Annotated in this window: 22 protein-coding genes; 12 read left to right on the plus strand and 10 right to left on the minus strand. The window is 62.2% G+C overall.

The features are described 5' to 3' along the window. Positions 1 to 11: 11 nt before the first annotated feature. From JFU04_RS24565 to JFU04_RS24590, 6 genes are all read right to left on the minus strand, one after another. Entirely contained in the window at positions 12 to 1,778 is a 1,767-nt protein-coding gene (locus JFU04_RS24565) for a DUF1302 domain-containing protein (protein WP_201146445.1), read from the minus strand. A 497-nt stretch (positions 1,779 to 2,275) separates the two neighbouring features. After that, positions 2,276 to 3,187 carry an SDR family oxidoreductase gene (locus tag JFU04_RS24570; RefSeq protein WP_201145856.1) on the minus strand — a complete coding sequence of 304 codons (912 nt, stop codon included), beginning with the start codon at positions 3,185 to 3,187 and terminating at the stop codon, positions 2,276 to 2,278. A gap of 148 nt (positions 3,188 to 3,335) precedes the next feature. Then, positions 3,336 to 4,241 carry an alpha/beta fold hydrolase gene (locus tag JFU04_RS24575; RefSeq protein WP_065908510.1) on the minus strand — a complete coding sequence of 302 codons (906 nt, stop codon included), beginning with the start codon at positions 4,239 to 4,241 and terminating at the stop codon, positions 3,336 to 3,338. Next, positions 4,241 to 5,023, minus strand: coding sequence for a class II aldolase/adducin family protein (locus JFU04_RS24580; RefSeq protein WP_201145857.1), 783 nt, complete (start codon positions 5,021 to 5,023; stop codon positions 4,241 to 4,243). Before JFU04_RS24580 ends, JFU04_RS24575 begins: the two co-directional genes overlap by 1 nt. Positions 5,024 to 5,173: 150 nt before the next feature. Then, entirely contained in the window at positions 5,174 to 5,860 is a 687-nt protein-coding gene (locus tag JFU04_RS24585; RefSeq protein ID WP_201145858.1) for an LrgB family protein, read from the minus strand. Beyond that, on the minus strand, positions 5,850 to 6,236 hold the full coding sequence (locus tag JFU04_RS24590; protein ID WP_065908504.1) for a CidA/LrgA family protein: 387 nt from the start codon (positions 6,234 to 6,236) through the stop codon (positions 5,850 to 5,852). Before JFU04_RS24590 ends, JFU04_RS24585 begins: the two co-directional genes overlap by 11 nt. A 112-nt stretch (positions 6,237 to 6,348) precedes the next feature. Here JFU04_RS24590 and JFU04_RS24595 point away from each other — a divergent pair, with 112 nt between their 5' ends. Continuing rightward, positions 6,349 to 7,245: a LysR substrate-binding domain-containing protein gene (locus JFU04_RS24595; protein ID WP_201145859.1), complete on the plus strand. Its 897-nt coding sequence runs from the start codon at positions 6,349 to 6,351 to the stop codon at positions 7,243 to 7,245. Here JFU04_RS24595 and JFU04_RS24600 read toward each other — a convergent pair. After that, complete coding sequence (locus tag JFU04_RS24600; RefSeq protein WP_065908500.1) at positions 7,226 to 7,681, minus strand: flavodoxin; 456 nt, start codon at positions 7,679 to 7,681, stop codon at positions 7,226 to 7,228. The genes JFU04_RS24595 and JFU04_RS24600 overlap by 20 nt on opposite strands. Positions 7,682 to 7,809: 128 nt before the next feature. Between JFU04_RS24600 and JFU04_RS24605 the strand changes: the two genes are divergently transcribed. Further along, on the plus strand, positions 7,810 to 8,277 hold the full coding sequence (locus JFU04_RS24605; protein ID WP_201145860.1) for a PAS domain S-box protein: 468 nt from the start codon (positions 7,810 to 7,812) through the stop codon (positions 8,275 to 8,277). 57 nt (positions 8,278 to 8,334) lie between these two features. Beyond that, positions 8,335 to 8,940 carry a hypothetical protein gene (locus JFU04_RS24610; protein ID WP_065908496.1) on the plus strand — a complete coding sequence of 202 codons (606 nt, stop codon included), beginning with the start codon at positions 8,335 to 8,337 and terminating at the stop codon, positions 8,938 to 8,940. 2 nt (positions 8,941 to 8,942) lie between these two features. Here the strand turns inward: JFU04_RS24610 and JFU04_RS24615 are convergent, their stop codons facing one another. Next, on the minus strand, positions 8,943 to 9,899 hold the full coding sequence (locus tag JFU04_RS24615; RefSeq protein ID WP_201145861.1) for a MerR family transcriptional regulator: 957 nt from the start codon (positions 9,897 to 9,899) through the stop codon (positions 8,943 to 8,945). Between the two features lie 211 nt (positions 9,900 to 10,110). Between JFU04_RS24615 and JFU04_RS24620 the strand changes: the two genes are divergently transcribed. The 6 genes from JFU04_RS24620 to JFU04_RS24645 all read left to right on the plus strand — a co-directional run bounded on the left by JFU04_RS24620 (position 10,111) and on the right by JFU04_RS24645 (position 13,120). Next, a complete protein-coding gene (locus JFU04_RS24620) occupies positions 10,111 to 10,671 on the plus strand; it encodes an antibiotic biosynthesis monooxygenase (RefSeq protein WP_201145862.1) in 561 nt (186 codons plus the stop codon). 57 nt (positions 10,672 to 10,728) lie between these two features. Further along, complete coding sequence (gene folM / locus JFU04_RS24625) at positions 10,729 to 11,439, plus strand: dihydromonapterin reductase (RefSeq protein WP_106802647.1); 711 nt, start codon at positions 10,729 to 10,731, stop codon at positions 11,437 to 11,439. Positions 11,440 to 11,459: 20 nt separating this feature from the next. Beyond that, complete coding sequence (gene folE / locus JFU04_RS24630; protein ID WP_025858052.1) at positions 11,460 to 12,020, plus strand: GTP cyclohydrolase I FolE; 561 nt, start codon at positions 11,460 to 11,462, stop codon at positions 12,018 to 12,020. Positions 12,021 to 12,022: 2 nt separating this feature from the next. Continuing rightward, the gene (gene folX, locus JFU04_RS24635) at positions 12,023 to 12,427 is read left to right on the plus strand and encodes a dihydroneopterin triphosphate 2'-epimerase (protein ID WP_065908486.1); all 405 of its coding nucleotides are present in this window, start codon (positions 12,023 to 12,025) and stop codon (positions 12,425 to 12,427) included. A gap of 65 nt (positions 12,428 to 12,492) precedes the next feature. Continuing rightward, positions 12,493 to 12,789 (plus strand): DUF1244 domain-containing protein, encoded by a 297-nt coding sequence (locus JFU04_RS24640; RefSeq protein ID WP_065908484.1) that lies wholly within the window; start codon positions 12,493 to 12,495, stop codon positions 12,787 to 12,789. Further along, positions 12,782 to 13,120 carry a HopJ type III effector protein gene (locus tag JFU04_RS24645; RefSeq protein ID WP_120449880.1) on the plus strand — a complete coding sequence of 113 codons (339 nt, stop codon included), beginning with the start codon at positions 12,782 to 12,784 and terminating at the stop codon, positions 13,118 to 13,120. Before JFU04_RS24640 ends, JFU04_RS24645 begins: the two co-directional genes overlap by 8 nt. 188 nt (positions 13,121 to 13,308) lie before the next feature. Here JFU04_RS24645 and trxB read toward each other — a convergent pair whose 3' ends face one another. Further along, a complete protein-coding gene (trxB, locus tag JFU04_RS24650) occupies positions 13,309 to 14,271 on the minus strand; it encodes a thioredoxin-disulfide reductase (protein ID WP_200623793.1) in 963 nt (320 codons plus the stop codon). Between the two features lie 294 nt (positions 14,272 to 14,565). On the opposite strand from trxB, the gene cysZ reads away from it, so the two are divergent. The 3 genes from cysZ (at position 14,566) to JFU04_RS24665 (ending at position 16,978) form a co-directional block, all read left to right on the plus strand. Further along, entirely contained in the window at positions 14,566 to 15,330 is a 765-nt protein-coding gene (cysZ, locus tag JFU04_RS24655) for a sulfate transporter CysZ (RefSeq protein WP_065908480.1), read from the plus strand. A gap of 54 nt (positions 15,331 to 15,384) precedes the next feature. Further along, a complete protein-coding gene (locus tag JFU04_RS24660; RefSeq protein ID WP_201146446.1) occupies positions 15,385 to 16,563 on the plus strand; it encodes a glycosyltransferase family 4 protein in 1,179 nt (392 codons plus the stop codon). Positions 16,564 to 16,744: 181 nt separating this feature from the next. Further along, the gene (locus JFU04_RS24665) at positions 16,745 to 16,978 is read left to right on the plus strand and encodes a hypothetical protein (RefSeq protein WP_201145863.1); all 234 of its coding nucleotides are present in this window, start codon (positions 16,745 to 16,747) and stop codon (positions 16,976 to 16,978) included. A 47-nt stretch (positions 16,979 to 17,025) separates the two neighbouring features. Here the strand turns inward: JFU04_RS24665 and JFU04_RS24670 are convergent, their stop codons facing one another. Further along, positions 17,026 to 18,129, minus strand: coding sequence for an NADH:flavin oxidoreductase (locus JFU04_RS24670; RefSeq protein WP_120449884.1), 1,104 nt, complete (start codon positions 18,127 to 18,129; stop codon positions 17,026 to 17,028). Positions 18,130 to 18,682: the final 553 nt, after the last annotated feature.

An 18,682-nucleotide genomic window follows, 5' to 3' on the forward strand; every position in this document is an offset into this window, starting at 1 on the left:
TCAAGCCGTGATCAGAAGTTCGCGCCGACGCTGAAGGCGAGGAAGTCGCGGTCGGTCAGGGTGTTGTAATGGCCGCCGAAAAAGTCGGTGTAGCTGAGGCTGGCGGTGTAGGTGTTGCGGTAGTCGGCATCGACGCCGATGCTCACCGCCTTGGCGCCTTCGTTGAACAGGCCATTGGGGCCGTAGCCCTTCACGTCATGGGACCAGGACAGGTTGGGCTTGAGGTTGACCCCGGCGAACACGTTGTTGTAGTCGAGGATCGCCCGGGCGCGGTAGCCCCACGAGGTCGCTGTCACAAACCCATCGGTATCGCCCTGGTAGCCGTAGACGCCATAGACCGAATCACGCCCGTAGCGCAGTTTGCTCTTGGACTCCAGGCCCGCCACGTAGGTGACGCCCGCCTCGCCCACCAGGGTCAGGCGGTCGGCGCCCATGACCTGGTCGAAAAACTGCGTGAAGGTGGTCTGCGCCTGGGTGACTTGCTTGCGGCGATAACCTTTGTTGTCGGCGCCGGCCGAAGAGCTGATCACCGAGGTACCCGGCACGGCGGGGTTGACCAGCGCCAGGGTCAGGTCGGTGGTGTTCAACTGCACCGGCGCATTGGGCCGGTAGCTGATCTCGCCGCTCCAGGCCGTGCCGGTGGGCAGGGTGGTGGAGAAGCTGGCGCCGTACAGGCGAATGTCTTCCGGGTAATCGAGGTAGTACTGGCCGCGGCCGAGCATCAGCGCGGAAACCAGTGACGGACGCAGGGCTGCCGGCGTGCCGGGCAGCAACGCGCCCAAGCCATTGAGCGTGGCCTGCCCGGCGCTGGTGGTGCCCACGGTGGGCGTACGGCTGTGGTAGTTCATGAAGTACAACGCGTACTCGGTGTCGTCCCCCAGCCAGCGCAACGCTGCACCAAACTGGCCGCCGTCGCGGGCTTCACGGTCCTTGCCGCGCTGCACCACGATCCCTTCCCGGGTGACTTCAAAACCCTGCCCGACCAGATTGGCCGCCGGCTGAAAGCCCGCCGCCGCCGCGCTGCCCACGGTGTAGTTATTGTTGCACCCGTGCGCGACCACATCGTTGCCAAAGAACGTGCCGCAGTTATCCACCACGGTGTTTTCCCAGTTCAACTGGTAGAAACCTTCCACCGTCAGCTGGTTGGTCAGGCTCTGCGAGGCGAAGAGCATGTTCACCGGGATCAGGCCTTCCTTGATCTCCGCGCCGGGGCGGCGGAAGGCGGAAACGTCGATCGGGTTGATGCTGTTGATGGAGTTACCGATAAAGGTGCTTTCGCCCCAGCTGACCACCTGCTTGCCCACCCGCACGTTGCCCGGCAGGTCGGCGATGGAATAGTTGTGATAGACGAAGGCATCGAGCAATTCGTAGCCGGAGGAGCGCGCGCCCTCGTCGCGATGGTGATTGCTGATCTGCTTGAACTCGCGGTCTTCGTCCTGCAGTTCGAAGTCGTACCAGTACTTGCCACGCACGAACACGCCGCTGTCACCGTATTTGAGTTCAAGGTCGTGGATGCCCTTGAAGATTTTCGAGAAGGTCTCGCCCTTCTTGAAGTTCAGCCGCCCGTCATCCCCGGTCGACGCCTGGCCCGTACCGCCGTTGGCCACGCCTACCAGCTTCTTGTCGGCATCGCGCATGCCCCAGCTCGCGCCGACCGACAGCGAGGAATCGAATTGCCCTTCGATCTCGCCAATGTTGAATGAAACAGCCTGTGCCTGGGCACAGCACCCCAACGCAACCGCAGCGGCCAGCGCCTGTGGCCTGAAGATGGCGCGCATTGTTGTTCTTGTCATGCGTCTTCCCCGGTGAGTGACAGAAGGCCCCACCCTACTGCCGCCTGTCAGGAGCGATAAGCGCACCAAGGAGGGATTCGTGTTGTCGCTCGAAAGGATGACGAGGCGCTCTGGCCGGGCTCCTGGCCGGGCCATGATCGCGGTGGATGGCGGCTTATCAGGCGCATGGATGGCATGGGCACTGATTATTGCCACTTCGGTAACAGTCCTTGTCATGAACCGGCATTACTCATTTTGTAACAAGCGACTATTCTTACCGGGCTTTCAGGGCAAACGGCCCGCTTCCTCGACAGGAAGAACAGCCAGCTTTAAATGGATTGATGCCTGTTTTCAATCCGTTACCCGTGTTCACTGACGTTGATTTGTCGCTCCTTGATCCAACGTCTGACTTCAGCCGCTGCGTTTGCAGCGGCTTTTTTTTGCCCGAAATAAAACGGGGCGCCATCAGCGCCCCGTGGGATTCAATCTTTTTCAGGCAACGATCAGAGGCTGTACTTCTGCAAATTGGCCATCATCTCCTTCAAGGCCTCGATATTGTCCTTGGGGTGGGCCGCACCTTCGAAGTCGCAGATCTGCGCCCAATGCGCCGCCACATCATCCGGCGAAAAACCGGCTTCGGGATCAAAGCCCACACCCAGGCTGCGCTCCCAGCGAGTCTTGCCGATCCAGCCGCCGCCCACTTCAAACAGCCCCGAGGTTTCCTGGCACGCCTCGCTGCCCAGGTACACCACCAGCGGGCTGACCAATTCAGGCTTGAGGCGCTCGAACACCTGCGGCGGGATCAGGCCTTCAGTCATGCGCGTGCCACCGGTGGGAGCGATGGCATTGACCAGGATATTGTTCTTGCGCCCTTCCAAGGCCAGGGTACGGGTGAGGCCATACAGCCCGAGCTTGGCCATGCCGTAGTTGGACTGGCCGAAGTTGCCGTAGATGCCCGAGGTGGACGCAGTGAAGATCACCCGGCCATAGCCTTGCTCACGCAGGTGCGGCCAGGCGGCGCGGGTGACTTTGTAGGCGCCTTCGACATGTACCCGGTAAACCAGGTCCCAGTCGCTGTCGTCCATTTTATGGAAGGTTTTGTCACGCAGGATGCCGGCGTTGTTGACCACCACATCGATGCGGCCAAAGGCGTCGAGGGCGTTCTGTACGATCTTGTCACCTTCGGTGACAGAGTCATGGTTGGCCTCGGCGACACCGCCGGCGGCGCGGATTTCGGCGACCACGCGATCGGCAGCGGAGGCATTGGCGCCCTCGCCCTGGGTCGAACCGCCCAGGTCGTTGACCAGCACCTTGGCCCCGTGCCGGGCGAACAGCAGCGCATGGGCGCGACCCAATCCGCCGCCGGCGCCGGTGACGATCACGATCTTATCCTGGAACTGCACTGACTCACTCATACCGAACTCCAAAGGCGACAATGGGAATGGGTCGAGTGTCCGGCAAGGCGCGCCTGGTCACAATAAATACGGCCAGGGCTGAATGGTGCTCGATAAGGCAGCGGGATGATTGCGGGTTCTGGGCGATGACTGGCCTGGGACAATGCCGCTAGCGCAGGCAAGCCAGTTCCAACACCGGATGCCCAACCTGGTCCCGAAACGCCTGGTAATGCTTGAGCACCTGCACGGGCGCCTCGATCTGCGGGTAGTGGCCGATATTGGCCAGCAGCACGGTGTCGGCGTGGGGCACCAATTGGTGGTAGCGCTCGACCATGTGCGCGCCGGAGATCGGGTCTACCTCGCCATCGATCACACGCAGCGGCACTTCGCCGCGCTGCATGGCATCCACCCAACGCTCACGCAGGCGTCGGCGCTGGGGGATGTAGGCAATCAGTTTGTGCAGGATGCGCGTGCCGTCGTTGCAGTTGATCAGGCTCCAGAAATCATCCAGGGCGCTTTCACTGGGGCGCGTATCGGGGCCGAAGATCTGGCTGAAGCTGTCGGACAAGGCGTTGCGCCCGAAGGCGCGGCCGATCATCCAGCCCAGGGGGCTGAGCAAGAGTTTTTGCACCAGCGCCGGACGATGGGTTTCGGGGAACAGCCCACCGTTGAGGAACACGCAGCTGGCCATGTGAAACCGACCTTCATAGTGCCGTGCCAGGAGTTCCTGGGCCACGCTGTCCCCGTAGTCGTGGGCCAGCACGTGAACCGGCTGCTCCACCCGCAGGTGTTCGAGCAAGGCCTGTTGCACGTCAGCCTGCTCGAGCAGGCAATAGGTATGGTTCAAAGGCTTGGCCGAGTCGCCGAAGCCGAGCATGTCGCAGGCGATCACTAGGTTGCGCTGGGCCAGCGGTTGCCACAGGTAATGCCAGTCCCAACTGGCGGTGGGGAAGCCATGGATCAGCAGCAGCGGCTCGCCCTGCCCCGCCACCCAGTAACGGATGGTGCGGCCACGAAAGACGAATTCCTGCCCGCGCTTGCGCCAGGCTCTCAGCGGGATCTCGGCGAGTGGCATCAGCTTTTATATCCAGGGTCTTGAGCATCCAACTTACGCAGCAGCGCCGGCCAGGCCAGCGCGCCCCCCATACCTAGTGCACTCTTGGTGACAGCAGCCACCATCGCCTTGGCACCGGCGAGAATCTGCGGCCCGATAGGGATCAACTCGGCGCCACCGTTTTGCGCCAGCACCTGGATATCGCAGGCGCGCTGGAAGGTGAACATCATCAGGAAAGTGTCGGCGATGGTACTGCCACAGGTCAGCAGGCCGTGGTTGTGCAGCATCAGGAAATTGTTGTCGCCAAGGTCGGCCTGCAGGCGGGCCTTCTCTTCGTGGTTCAGCGCCACGCCTTCGTAAGCGTGATAGGCCAGGCTCGACAGCACGAAGATCGATTGCTGGCTGATCGGCAGCACGCCCTGTTTCTGCGCGGCCACCGCTACACCGGCGGCGGTATGGGTGTGCAGCACGCAGGTGACATCGTGGCGAACTTCATGGATGGCACTGTGGATCGTGTAGCCCGCCGGGTTGATCTCGTAGGGGCTGTCCATCAGCTTGTTGCCGGCCTGGTCGACCTTGACCAGGCTCGACGCCGTGATTTCGTGGAACATCAGCCCGTACGGGTTGATCAGGAAATCATAGGTGCCCGGCACCTTGGCCGAGATATGGGTGAAGATCAGGTCATCCCAGCCATGCAGCGCCACCAGGCGATAGCAGGCGGCCAGGTCGACACGCGCTTGCCATTCGGCAGCACTGACCTGGTCTTTGACATTCTGTGGCGATAGAACGGGGGCTAGGCTCACGGCAATGACCTCCTTGGCGCGCTTTATTATTGTTTTTTTGGGTGAAGGGCCAGTCTAGTCAGACCTCATGGCAGGCGTAGTTGCCTTCGCAGCCAGCTTGATGACCGAGCGAGTCACTACGCAGAATAGTTGAAAGTAGCCCGTGTCGCGTCAGAGAAGTGCCGCCAACAAAGGCACGGCGAACAGGTTGAGCAAGCCCGTCAACACCATCACCAGGCCCGCCACCGAGCCTTCTTCACCGCCCACTTCATGGGCGCGGCTCACGCCGGCGCCGTGGGCACCCACGCCAAACAACGCACCACGCGCCAGCGGCGTGCGCAGCGGCAGCCACTTGAGCAGCACGCCGCCGAGCATTGCGCCGAAGACACCGGTGAACATCACAAACACGGCGGTAAGCTCCGGTACGCCGCCCAGGTCGGACGACACCGGCATGGCGAACGGCGTCGTGATCGAGCGCGGCACCAGCGACATCGTCACCGAGCTGTCCAGCGCCAGCGCCTTGGCCAACCCGAACGAGGTGCCGATGGAGGCCGCGCTGCCTGCCACCATCCCCAGCAGCAACGCCGACCAGTGCCGCGCCAGCAAGCGCCGCTGTTGCCAGATCGGCACGGCGAACGCCACGGTCACCGGGCCCAGCACCAGCATCAGCCAGTGGGTGTCGGCGGCGTATTCGGCGTAGGCGGTCTTCATCGGCACGGCCACCGCCAGCAACAGCACCGGGACCAGGATCAGCGGCGACAACAGGTAGCGACCGGTACGCCGATAGATCCAGCGGCTGAACACATACGCGCCAAGGGTCAGCGCGAGCCAGAACACCGGCATCAGCTCAAGCTTCATGGCGCAGCCTCCAGCGACACACGGCTTCCACCGTAAAGGCCGTCACCAGCATCACCGCCAGCGTGCTGAAGCCGATCACCAGCAGGATGCGCCAGCCGTCGTTGCGCAGCAGGCCGCCGTAATCGAGCAGGCTCATCAGCGCCGGAATGAAGAACAGCAGCATTTCCGCCATCAACACCCCGGCGCCCAGTTGCAGGGCTGCCGGCTTGACCAGGCCACTGGCGAAGGTCGCCAGCAACAGCCCGAGCCCCACCACGCCACCGGGGATCGGCCAGGCCAGCCACACCGCCAGTTGAGTGCCGAGCAGGTAGATAGCCAACAACACAACCAGTTCGGTCAACAAACGGCCAAGGTGTTTGAAGGTGAAACGTTTCATGGGCTTTGGATCCTCGCAGTACGCCCATTTTAGAGAGCCGCCTTCCATCCCCACAGCGAATTGTTAGACTGCCAGCTATTCCACCCTGGAATAGCGAGCGGGATGCACACCCATGGAATTCAAACAGCTGCGCAGCTTTGTCGAAGTGATCCACCGTGGCGGGTTTACCCAGGCCGGGAAAACCCTGCACATCAGTCAGTCCGCCGTCAGCAAGCAAGTGGCGCAGCTGGAGCAAAGCCTCGGTACGCCGCTGCTCGACCGCATCGGCTCGCAGGTGCGCCTGACCGCCGCCGGCCAGGTGGTGCTGCAACGCGCCGAGGCCATGCTGCGCCTGCAGACCGAACTGCTGAGCGAGCTGGACGATATGCACCAGCTCACCCGCGGCGAGTTGCGCCTGGGCCTGCCGCTGCTGGCGGGGGATACGTTGTTTGCCGGGCTGTTTGCCGAGTATCGGCGGCGCTACCCGAACGTCACCATCCAGTTGCTGGAGGGCGGCAGCCGCAATATCGAGCAGGCGATTCTCAGCGGTGAACTGGAAGTCGGCGGCAGCTTGAAGCCCAGCGACCCGGCGTTCGCCTGGCAAGCCTTCTGCGATGAGCCGCTGGATGCACTGCTGCCGATTGATCACCCACTGGCGGACAACGCCCAGGTGCGCCTGGAGGAATTGGCCGACACGCCGTTCCTGATGTACCAACGCAGCTTCGTCCTCAACGACCGGCTGATGCAGGCGTGTCACCAGTTGGGCTTTACCCCGAAGGAAATCGGGCGCAGCGGCCAGGCCGACTTTCTTGCGGCGCTGGTCGCGGCAGGCCAGGGCGTGGTGCTGTTACCCAGCGTGGTCGCCCGTGGGCTGGTGCGACCCGGCGTCGTGCGCCTGACACTGAAGGCGCCCGACTTCCTGCGCTGGGACATTGCCTTTATCTGGCGTGAAGGCGCCTATCTGTCGAGAGCCGCACAAGCCTGGCTGGCGTTGCTGCGTGAGTTTCCGGTCAAGCGCGCAGTGCTGTGACCAGCTCGGCCAGCCACGGCTCGGCGTCGGCTTCGGGGGTCACGCTTTCACTGGCGTCCAGGCGCAGCATCGGCAGCACTTCGCGCACGCCCAGCTCAGCGAACAGCTCGCGCATTTGCTCACCGCCGCCACAGAAGGTGTCGCCGTAGCTGGCGTCGCCCAGGCCGATCACCGCACCGGGCAGGCCGCGCCAGGCAGCAGGCAATTGGTCGCGAATGGTCGAATACAATGGTTGCAGGTTGTCCGGCAACTCACCCATGCCGGTGGTCGAGGTCACCGCCAGGAACGCCTCGGGGGCAAACGCCTGCACGTCCGCCAGGCTCGCGCGTGGATTGTGCCAGGCGTCAAAACCGGCCGCGTTGAGGATGCCTGCGGCGTGGCGGGCGACTTCTTCAGCCGTGCCGTACACCGAGCCGGAAAGGATGGCGACTTTCATCAATCTGATCCTGTAGTTGAGCGAAAGCGTGGGATATTAGCAGCTGTGGCAAATATTTCGGTGCACACCGTGCAACATTCGGCGCCTGTCATAAACTGCCAGCACCCCCACACACCATGGACCGCTCAATGATCAACGCCCACCTGATGCAAATGGTGATCAACGCTTCCAACGACGGCATCGTCGTCGCCGAACGCGAAGGCAAGGACAAGCCGCTGATCTACGTCAATCCGGCATTTGAGCGGATGACCGGCTATACCCTCGATGAAATCCTCTACCAGGATTGCCGCTTCCTGCAATCGGGCGACCGTGACCAGCCGGCACTGATGGCCATCCGCGAGGCCTTGGAGAGCGGCGGTTCGTGCCGTGAAACCCTGCGCAATTACCGCAAGGATGGCAGCCACTTCTGGAACGAGCTGTCAGTGTCCACAGTGCGCAACCAGGCGGACAAGCAGACCTATTTTGTCGGCGTTCAAAAGGACGTCACCGTGCAGGTCAAGGCGCAGCAGCGGGTTTCCCAGTTGGAAGCCGAGCTGGCCCAGGTCAAGGCCGAGCTGGCGGCGCTCAAAGCGACGAGCGGATCGAACAAAACTTAGAAAAACCGGCCATTAAGAGGATAATGGCGTTTTAATACCTCCCCGTGAGCACGCCTCATGCACCGCGACACACTTCTGACGCAGGACGAGCTGGATTTTATTCAGATGATGCAACACAACCCGCAGCTCAACCTGCGGGACGCGTCGTCGAGCCTGACCGTCAACGGCGGCGCGCAGATTCGCGACTTGCTCACGCGACTGGCCGCCCATGATCAACTGACCATTCAAGCGCAGTTCGACAACCAGCAACTCACCTTCCCCCTGCACCTGGTGGAAGACGAGTTTCATGCGCTGCATCTGCGCCTGGGCGTGCCGACGATTTTCGAGGACGGGCCGATGATCCGGCCTTGGCGCCTGGCCCTGGAAACTCCGGTGGCGCTGGAGAACATCAGGGGCAACCTGAGCGCCTTGTGGGTGCATGAAGTGTCATTCAAAGGCGTGCTGGTGGAGATCCGCGGGCGGATCAAGCCGCCGAAAACCTTTTCCCTGTGGTTCAGCCCTTCGGGTTATGAGCGAATCGCACTGCGCGGCACGCTGGAACGCGAAACCGCGCGTGGCCTGTTTGCCTACCGCCTGGACCAGAGCGACGTGAGTGAAACCGAGCGCCTGCGCCAGTTCATCCTGCACCAGCATCGCTTGATCCACCCCGAAGTCCACGCCTGAGATCAGGTGTCCAGGCTGCCACGCAGAAATTGCTGCAGGCGGTGCTGCATCGTGCGCCCTTCATTGCCCAGGCAGCCGATGGAAGAGCCCGCCAGGCTGGCTTCGGCCAGGTCCGAGGCGTCACCGGCAAGCAGCAACGGGCAATCGAGGGTCAGCGCCAGGCGCTGCAGCCGCAGCGGCAAATCGGCGCCGGGCGCGCGATTGGAAAACAGCACCAACGCCTGCGGCCGGGTCTTCTCGCAAACCAGGGTCAACTCGTCGAACGGCTGGCCAACGGCAAACACCTTTACCGCCAGGTCATCGGAGCCGATCAATACCCCAGCCACCAACAGCTCCAGCTCCCGACATTCACCGACAATCGCCGACAGCAGGATCCGCGGCGTTGCCGAGGCGCTGGCCAGGTGCAGGCGTTGCGCGACACGGGCGCGCAGGAAGGCGTCGAAGAACAGCCACTCACTGGCTTGGCCGAAGTGCCCCTGATGCCGCAGCAATTGCTGCCACAGCGGCATGATGATGCTCTGGAACACCACCGCGACCGGGTAGGCTGCGAAAATCTGGCCGTACAGGCGGTCGAGCTGGCGGTCGTCAAAAGCGCTGATGGCCAGGCGCAGCTGCACCTGCCATTGGCTCCATTCGCGTTCGGTATCGACGCGCGAAGACGTGGCGTGTTCGCTGCACAGGGTGTCACGGGCGAGGATCTTGCCCACTTTGCTCACGGCGACGCCGCGCTCGATCCAATCGAGAATGCGGTGCACGGTGTCGATATCGGTGCTTGAGTACAGCCGATGCCCGCTTTCAGTGCGGGTTGGCTGGATAAGACCGTAGCGACGTTCCCAGGCACGCAGGGTGACCGGGTTGACGCCGGTCAGCCGGGCGACTTCGCGAATCGGAAAAAGATCAGCGGGATCGATGACGCTGGCGTGCGCCATTTCGGCGTGAGGAGCAGTAATTTCGGGCATCAGCGTTGAAAAACATCCGTGTCGATGTGGACCTCATTTAACGCTGATTCAAGCCTCTGATTCAAGCTGTGCCGCGAGCCGACCAAAGTATCTGGCGTATTTCGCGGAAACAGGAATAATCCTTGCCTGTTTTACGTAGCCGCCCTACCCGGGCGCTACGTTTGTGCGCCGCCTACCCGGCCCAGCGCACCTGATTACTTGGAGATACACAATGTCTACCTCACCCGTCACCCTGATGGTTGCGCGCCGCGTGGCCAAAGGTCGCTATGAAGAATTGATGGCCTGGCTGCGCGAAGGCGAGCAATTGGCGACCGACTTCCCCGGTTACCTGGGTTCCGGCGTGCTCGCACCGCCGCCCAATGACGATGAATTCCAGATTATTTTCCGCTTCGCCGACGAGAAAACCCTGCATGCCTGGGAGTTTTCCGCCTCGCGCAGTGCCTGGCTGAGCCGTGGCAGCGAACTGTTTGCCGACCCGTCCGAACATCGCGTCAGCGGTATCGATGGCTGGTTCGGTGCGGTCGGCGCACGACCGCCGCGCTGGAAACAGGCGGTGGCGATCTGGCTGGCGTTTTTCCCGGTGTCGCTGCTGTTCAACTTCGTGCTCGGGCCGTTGCTCAGCGAGCTGGAGCTGGTGCCGCGCGTACTGGTGAGCACTATGGCGCTGACGCCACTGATGGTTTACTGGTTCATCCCGTTGTCCACGCATCTGCTGGCTAACTGGCTGCATCCTGCGCCCACTCCGCGCAAGGCGACTGAAGCCGCCGCGTGAGTACAGGGGCGGCCGGTCGCTGGTATAGTTTCACTCTGCCAGCGACTCGAGCCTCCCATGACATCCACCCCCGCCCCGATCCTGATCACCGGCGCCGGCCAGCGTGTCGGCCTGCATTGTGCCCAGCGCCTGCTGGACGAAGGCCATGCGGTGATTTTCAGCTACCGCAGCGAACGTCCCGGCGTGCAGGCCTTGCGCGAACGCGGTGCGATCGGCGTGTTTGCCGACTTCTCCAGCGAAGCGGGGATCCTGGCGTTCATCGATGAATTGAACACGCATACCCAGTGCCTGCGTGCGATCGTGCATAACGCCTCGGCCTGGGTCGCGGAAACACCCGGCGACGAAAGCCGCGCCTTTACCGACATGTTCAGCGTGCACATGCTTGCGCCGTACCTGATCAACCTTCATTGTTCACCTTTGCTGCAACGCTCTTCGCCCGCCGACATCGTGCACATCAGCGACGATGTGGTGCGCAAGGGCAGCCGCCAGCACATCGCCTATTGCGCCACCAAGGCCGGGCTCGACAGCCTTACGCTGTCGTTTGCCGCGCAGTTCGCGCCGCTGATCAAGGTCAACGGCATCGCCCCGGCGATGGTGATGTTCAACGAGCACGACGACGCGGCCTACCGCGCCAAGGTCCTGGCCAAGTCGGCGCTGGGCATCGAGCCCGGGCCGGAAGTGATTTACCAGAGCCTGCGTTACCTGCTGGACAACCCCTATGTCACCGGTACCACCCTGACCGTCAACGGCGGGCGGCATATCAAGTAAGCCGTTTGTGAGGATGTTGTATGACCTTGTCCCTGCCCCACCACTACCGCGAGATCCTCAAGGGCCTGGGCGAAGACCCGGAACGCGAAGGCTTGCTCGACACCCCCAAGCGTGCCGCCAAAGCCATGCAGTACCTGTGTCATGGCTACGAGCAGAACCTGGAAGAAATCGTCAACGGCGCCCTGTTCGCCTCCGACAACGACGAGATGGTGATCCTCAAGGACATCGAGTTGTACTCGCTGTGCGAGCATCACTTGCTGCCCTTTATCGGCAAGGCCCACGTGGCCTACATTCCGACCGGCAAGGTGCTCGGCCTGTCGAAGCTGGCGCGCATCGTCGACATGTTCGCCCGGCGCCTGCAGATCCAGGAAAACCTCACGCGGCAGATCGCCGACGCCATCCAGGACGTGACCCAGGCCGCCGGCGTGGCCGTGGTCATCGAGGCCAAGCACATGTGCATGATGATGCGCGGCGTGGAAAAACAGAATTCAACCATGAACACCTCGGTGATGCTCGGCGCGTTCCGCGAGTCGAACACCACGCGCATGGAGTTCCTGCAACTGATTGGACGGAGCAAGTAGCAATGCCACAACTTCAACCAGGCATGGCGCGCATCCGGGTCAAGGACCTGTGCCTGCGCACTTTCATCGGCATCAACGAGGACGAAATCCTCAACAAGCAGGACGTGCTGATCAACCTCACCATCCTGTATGCCGCCCAGGAAGCCGTGCGCGACAACGACATCGACCATGCCCTGAACTACCGCACCATCACCAAGGCGATCATTGCCCACGTCGAAGGCAATCGTTTTGCCCTGCTGGAGCGCCTGACCCAGGAGCTGCTGGACCTGGTGATGAGCAACGAATCGGTGTTGTACGCCGAAGTCGAAGTCGACAAGCCGCATGCGCTGCGCTTTGCCGAGTCGGTTTCGATAACGCTCGCGGCGAGCCGCCCAGCCTCGAGCGATAAGCTTCAAGCCACACGTTAAAGCCAACCTCATTCCCACTTGCAGCTTGAAGCTTACCCGCTTGAAGCTGTCTCGAAGAGACCGTCATGAACGACCAACAACGCCTCGAACTCGAAGCCGCCGCCTTCCGCCGGCTGGTGGCGCACCTGGACAGCCGCAAGGATGTGCAGAACATCGACCTGATGAACCTCTCCGGTTTCTGCCGCAACTGCTTGTCCAAGTGGTACAAGGCCGAGGCCGATGAGCGCCACATCGAGCTGAGCCTCGATGACGCGCGTGAAGTGGTGTACGGCATGCCGTACGCCGAGTGGAAAGCCCAATACCAGAAAGAAGCCAGCGCCGACCAACAGGCGGCGTTCGCCAAAGGAAAAACCCATGACTGACCTGAACACCCTGCGCGCCAGCCTCAACAGTGGCGAACACGTCTTCGCCGATACCCTGGCATTTGTGGCCGCTGGCTACGACTACCAACCGCAGGCCTTCACCAACGGCCCGGTGGAAAACGCCGCCGGCCAGAACGAAGGCTCGTGCAAGACCCTGGGTCTGGCCCTGCTGGAAGGCTTGAGCGATCAGGAAGCGCTGCTGGCGTTTGGCGAGCATTACCGCTCGGTACTGGCCACGCCAGAGGGCAGTGACCACGGCAACATTCGTGCACTGATCGAGCATGGATTGGCCGGCGTGAAGTTCACTCAGCAGCCATTGACGCGCCGCTGATTCAATTTGCCAACCCGATTTAATCTGGGAGCGGGCTTGCCTGCGATGACGTCGGTGACTGACACACCGCTATCGCAGGCAAGCCAGCTCCCACAGTGATTGGATTACCACGTTGAGATAGCGCTGGATCGTCAAATCCCGCGCATAAAAAAACCGGCCTCGCAGCCGGTTTTTTCATTTCAACGGGTTCAGAACGAAGCGTTTTTCAGGCCGTCGAGGTAACGCTCGGCGTCCAGGGCGGCCATGCAACCGGCGCCAGCCGAGGTGATGGCCTGGCGGTACACGTGGTCAGCCACGTCACCGGCGGCGAAGATGCCTTCGATGTTGGTCGCCGTGGCGTTGCCTTCACGGCCGCCCTGCACGACCAGGTAACCGTCCTTGGCCTCCAGCACGCCTTCGAACAGCGAGGTGTTCGGGGTGTGGCCGATGGCGATGAACACGCCGTCGACTTTCAGCTCGTCGAAGCTGCCGTCGTTGTTTTTCAGGCGAGCACCGGTCACGCCCATGTTGTCGCCGAGGACTTCGTCCAGGGTGGCGTTGAGCTTGAGGATGATCTTGCCTTCAGCGACACGGGCGTGCAGCTTGTCGATCAGGATCTTCTCGGCGCGGAAGGTCTCGCGACGGTGAACCAGGGTCACGGTGCTGGCGATGTTGGCCAGGTACAGCGCCTCTTCCACGGCAGTGTTGCCGCCACCGACCACGGCGACCGGCTTGTTGCGGTAGAAGAAACCGTCGCAGGTCGCGCAGGCGGAAACGCCCTTGCCCATGAACGCTTCTTCCGACGGCAGGCCCAGGTAACGGGCGCTGGCACCGGTGGCGATGATCAGTGCGTCACAGGTGTACACGCCGCTGTCGCCGGTCAGGCTGTAAGGCTTTTTCGAGAAATCGACCTGGTTGATGTGATCGAAGACGATCTCGGTCTCAAAACGCTCGGCGTGCTCTTTCATCCGCTCCATCAGCACCGGGCCGGTCAGGCCGTGGACATCGCCCGGCCAGTTGTCGACTTCGGTGGTGGTGGTCAACTGACCGCCCGCCTGCATGCCGGTGATCAGCAGCGGCTTGAGGTTGGCGCGGGCAGCGTAGACGGCAGCGCTGTAACCGGCAGGGCCGGAACCGAGAATAATCACTCGCGAATGACGGGTATCAGACATGACTCACTCCTGTCGACCGCCCGGACAACAAGGCGGCTGGAATAAAAAAGGGACCACGAAGCACTTGGGGAAGGCTTGAACTCGCAGGCCCTGAAAAATAATGGGTGCAGCGTATCGAGGGGGGCAAGATTAAGGAAATACGCAATAACAATCCAGCTCATAGCGGGTCTCTATGCAGTCAGATCGATTAATCGACGCCTTTGTTACCGTTGATGTCGTCACACCGACCACGCTTTCGCCGTCGATGCAAAGCCGGTAAGGTCGGCGCGTTCGTCATCCTGCTCGGAGTTCTCCATGCCCGCCCCCGCTCTTTCCGGCCCGCAATACCTGCGAGAAGGCCTCAAACTGGTCCTGAGCCCCGGCCTGCGCCTGTTTGTACTGCTGCCCCTGGCGATCAACCTGGTGCTGTTCGTCGGCCTGATCTATTTTGCCGGCCATCAGTTCAGCCTGTGGGTCGACACGCTGATGCCGACGCTGCCCGGCTGGCTGAGCTTCCTCAGCTATATCCTGTGGCCGCTGTTCGTGGTGCTGGTGGTGCTGATGGTGTTCTTCACCTTCACCATGCTCGCCAATATCATCGCCGCGCCGTTCAACGGCTTCCTGGCCGAGAAGGTCGAGGTGGTGGTGCGCGGTACCGATGACTTCCCCCCGTTCAGTTGGGGCGAGCTGGTGGCGATGGTCCCACGTACCCTGGCCCGGGAAATGCGCAAGCTGGGCTATTTCCTGCCACGGGCCATCGGCCTGTTTATCCTGTCGTTCATCCCGGTGGTCAACCTGATCGCGGCGCCGCTGTGGCTGCTGTTCGGCGTGTGGATGATGGCGATCCAGTACATCGACTACCCGGCCGACAACCACAAGCTGGGTTGGAACGAAATGCTCGCCTGGCTGCGCCAGAAACGCTGGCAGAGCATGAGCTTCGGCGGCATCGTCTACCTGGTGCTGCTGGTGCCGGTGGTCAACCTGCTGATGATGCCGGCGGCGGTGGCCGGCGCCACGTTGTTCTGGGTGCGTGAGCAAGGCGCCGAGGCAATGGCGGCGCAGCAGATCGCCAAGTCATAAATCCATCATCTGGATGACACAATGACGACATGGCCCACGGCGACACTGTGGGTCATGACGACAGCCTCGCTCCACATCACCCTGATCACCGAAACCTTCCCGCCAGAGATCAACGGGGTGGCCAATACCCTTGGCCGCCTGTGCGACGGTTTGCGCGCGCGCGGCCATCAGGTCGAACTGGTGCGCCCGCGCCAGGGCGCGGACCAGAGCCGTCCCAGCGACGATGGCCTGCTGCTGTGCCGCGGCTGGCCGTTGCCGGGGTATCCAGGGCTGCAATGGGGCCAGTCGTCGATGCACAAATTGCTGCGCCGCTGGACGCGCCAGCGCCCGGACGTGCTGTACATCGCCACCGAAGGCCCGCTGGGACTGTCGGCATTGCGTGCCGCGCGGCGCCTGGGGATCAGCGTGGTCAGCGGCTTTCACACCAATTTCCAGCAGTACTCGAACCAGTACGGCTTGAGCCTGCTGAGCCGCATGGTCACTCACTACCTGCGCTGGTTTCATAACCGTTCGACCCTGACCCTGGTCCCCAGCGCCAGCCAGCGCCTGGAACTGGAGCGCCGGCATTTCGAGCGGCTGGGGATGTTGTCGCGCGGCGTCGACAGCCAGCTGTTCCATCCGGCCAGGCGCGACAGTGCCCTGCGCGAAAGCTGGGGCCTGGAAAACGACGATATCGCAGTGCTGCACGTCGGGCGCCTGGCCCAGGAGAAAAACCTCGGCCTGCTCAAGCGCTGCTTTGATGCAGTGCAGGCGACCTACTCGTGGCGCCGCTTGAAGCTGGTCATCGTCGGTGACGGTCCGCAACGCGCGCTGCTCGAGCGAGAGCTCCCTGACGCCGTGTTCTGCGGCACCCAGTGTGGCGAAGAGTTGGCCCGGCATTACGCCTCAGGGGATCTGTTCCTGTTCCCCAGCCTGACCGAAACCTTCGGCAACGTGGTGCTGGAAGCCATGGCCTCCGGGCTCGGCGTGGTCGCCTACGACCAGGCGGCCGCCACCCAGCATATCCGCCATGGCTACAACGGCGTGCTGGCGATGCCCGGGGATGAGGATGCATTTTGCGATGCCGCGATCTGGCTGCTGGAAGAACGCGAGACCTTGCGCAGGGCCCGACTGAATGCGCGCCAACATGCGAGCCGCCAGGGCTGGCCGGCGATTATCGAGCAGTTTGAAGGACAACTGCGCAGCGCCTGTGGCGAGGACGTGTCGATAGCGGCGACTTCACGCCTGATCTGACGCAGAACCTGGCCGCCGTGACATCGTCCTGGCCCACCACAACGCCTTGCCTGCCTCCTCCCGTCCAAAAAGACCACGCGGGCCTGGAACCCTATCCCACCTGCATCCCACATAAAGAGGTCTTGGAACCGAGAGATGGTTTCGAGCCCCCCTATCAAATCAATAACACATGGAGATACCAATGGGCGTAGGCGCAATTGGCAATACACAGGCTGCAGCCTGGAACTATCCTCAAAACGATCAAGCTGCGCCCTCTGACGAGCCAGCCCAAACGTCAGCAGCGTCCAGCATTGAGTACGGATCGCAAGGGCAAGGCTCTCAGAGCATCAATTATGAGGACATCAGCCAGAAGCAAAATCAGAACTTCCAGCACGCTACAAAAGATTGGCCGGACGATTTAGACGCCGTGAGTTGAAACACGACCGGCGGATACATCCGCCGGTCACCCTTGCCCCTGATGGCTTACACCAGCGTCGTTAGCGCCTCACGACTGAACGGCAGGATGTCGCCTTCACGACCTTCGCGCACTTTCAGCGCCCAATCCGGATCGACCAGCAATGCACGGCCGACGGCCACCAGGTCGAACTCGTCGTTGTTCAGGCGTTCCAGCAGCTTTTCCAGGCTCGCCGGTTGCGCGACCTTGTCGGTATTGACCATGAACTGCAGGAACTCGCCATCCAGGCCGACGCTGCCGACGGTGATGGTTGGCTTGCCGGTCAGCTTGCGCGTCCAGCCGGCCAGGTTGAGGTCGGAACCTTCGAACTCCGGCTCCCAGAAACGGCGGGTAGAGCAGTGGAAAATATCCACGCCGGCGTCAGACAAAGGCTTGAGGAACGCCCCCAATGCTTCGGGGGTTTGCACCAGGCGCGCGGTGTAGTCCTGCTGCTTCCACTGCGAGAAACGGAAGATGATCGGGAAGTCCGGGCCCACGGCGGCGCGGGTGGCCTGGATCAGCTCGATGGCAAAGCGCGAACGGTTGGCCAGGCTGCCACCGTATTCGTCAGTGCGCTGATTGCTGCCTTCCCAGAAGAACTGGTCGACCAGGTAACCGTGGGCGCCGTGGATTTCCACGCCGTCCATGCCGATGCCCTGGGCATCCTTGGCGGCTTGGGCGAAGGCGGCAATGACATCCTGGATGTCCTCGACGGTCATGCCATGCACGACCACGTTGCCGTCCTTGAGTTTTTCCATCGGGCCGTAAGCCGGCACGCTGGCGTCAGGCTCGGTGCCGATGCGACGTACGCTGCCCACGTGCCACAGCTGCGGGACGATCTTGCCGCCCTCGGCGTGCACGGCATCGACCACTTTCTTCCAGCCGGCGAGCGCCGCTTCTCCATAGAAATGCGGGACATTGGGATAGCCATTGGAAGCCTTGTGGCCGACCACAGTGCCCTCGGTGATGATCAGGCCGACGCCGGCAGCGGCACGGCGACGGTAGTACTCGATCACTTTGGAATTGGGCACGCCACCCGGGGAAAACGAGCGGGTCATCGGCGCCATGACCACGCGGGTCGACAGCTGCAGTGCGCCGAGCTGGAACGGTTTGAACAAGGCTTGGACAGGCATGGGGGCACTCCACGAAAGACGGGGTTTATGATGCGGATAATATGAGCAGTGCCCCGCGCTGGGTAGCACTATTGATGGGGGTGATTAAGGGGTAAAAGCAGGGGAGCGTGGTAGCTGTTGGGCTGGGGTGAGCGCGTTTATTGCGCAGGCACCTTGTGGCAAGCCCGCTCACCACATGAAGCATGCTAGTCACAACAAGCCGGCTCAGCCCATCAAGCCTGCTAGTCACAACAAGCCGGCTCACCACAAAATTGATGGGGGTGACTAAGAAGTAAAAGCAGGGGAGCGTGGTAGCTGTTGGGCTGGGGTGAGCGCGCTTATTGCACAGGCACCTTGTGGCGAGCGGGCTTGCCACATGAAGCATGCTAGCCACAACAAGCCTGCTCAGCCCATCAAGCCTGCTAGCCACAACAAGCCGGCTCACCACAAAATTGATGGGGGTGATGAAAGGGTAAAAGCAGGGGAGCGTGGTAGCTGTTGGGCTGGGGTGAGCGCGCTTATTGCGCAGGCACCTTGTGGCGAGCGGGCTTGCCCCGCGTTGGGCTGCGCAGCA

Origin of the sequence: Pseudomonas sp. TH21, assembly GCF_016651025.1 — a bacterium.
GTDB lineage: Bacteria > Pseudomonadota > Gammaproteobacteria > Pseudomonadales > Pseudomonadaceae > Aquipseudomonas > Aquipseudomonas aylmerensis.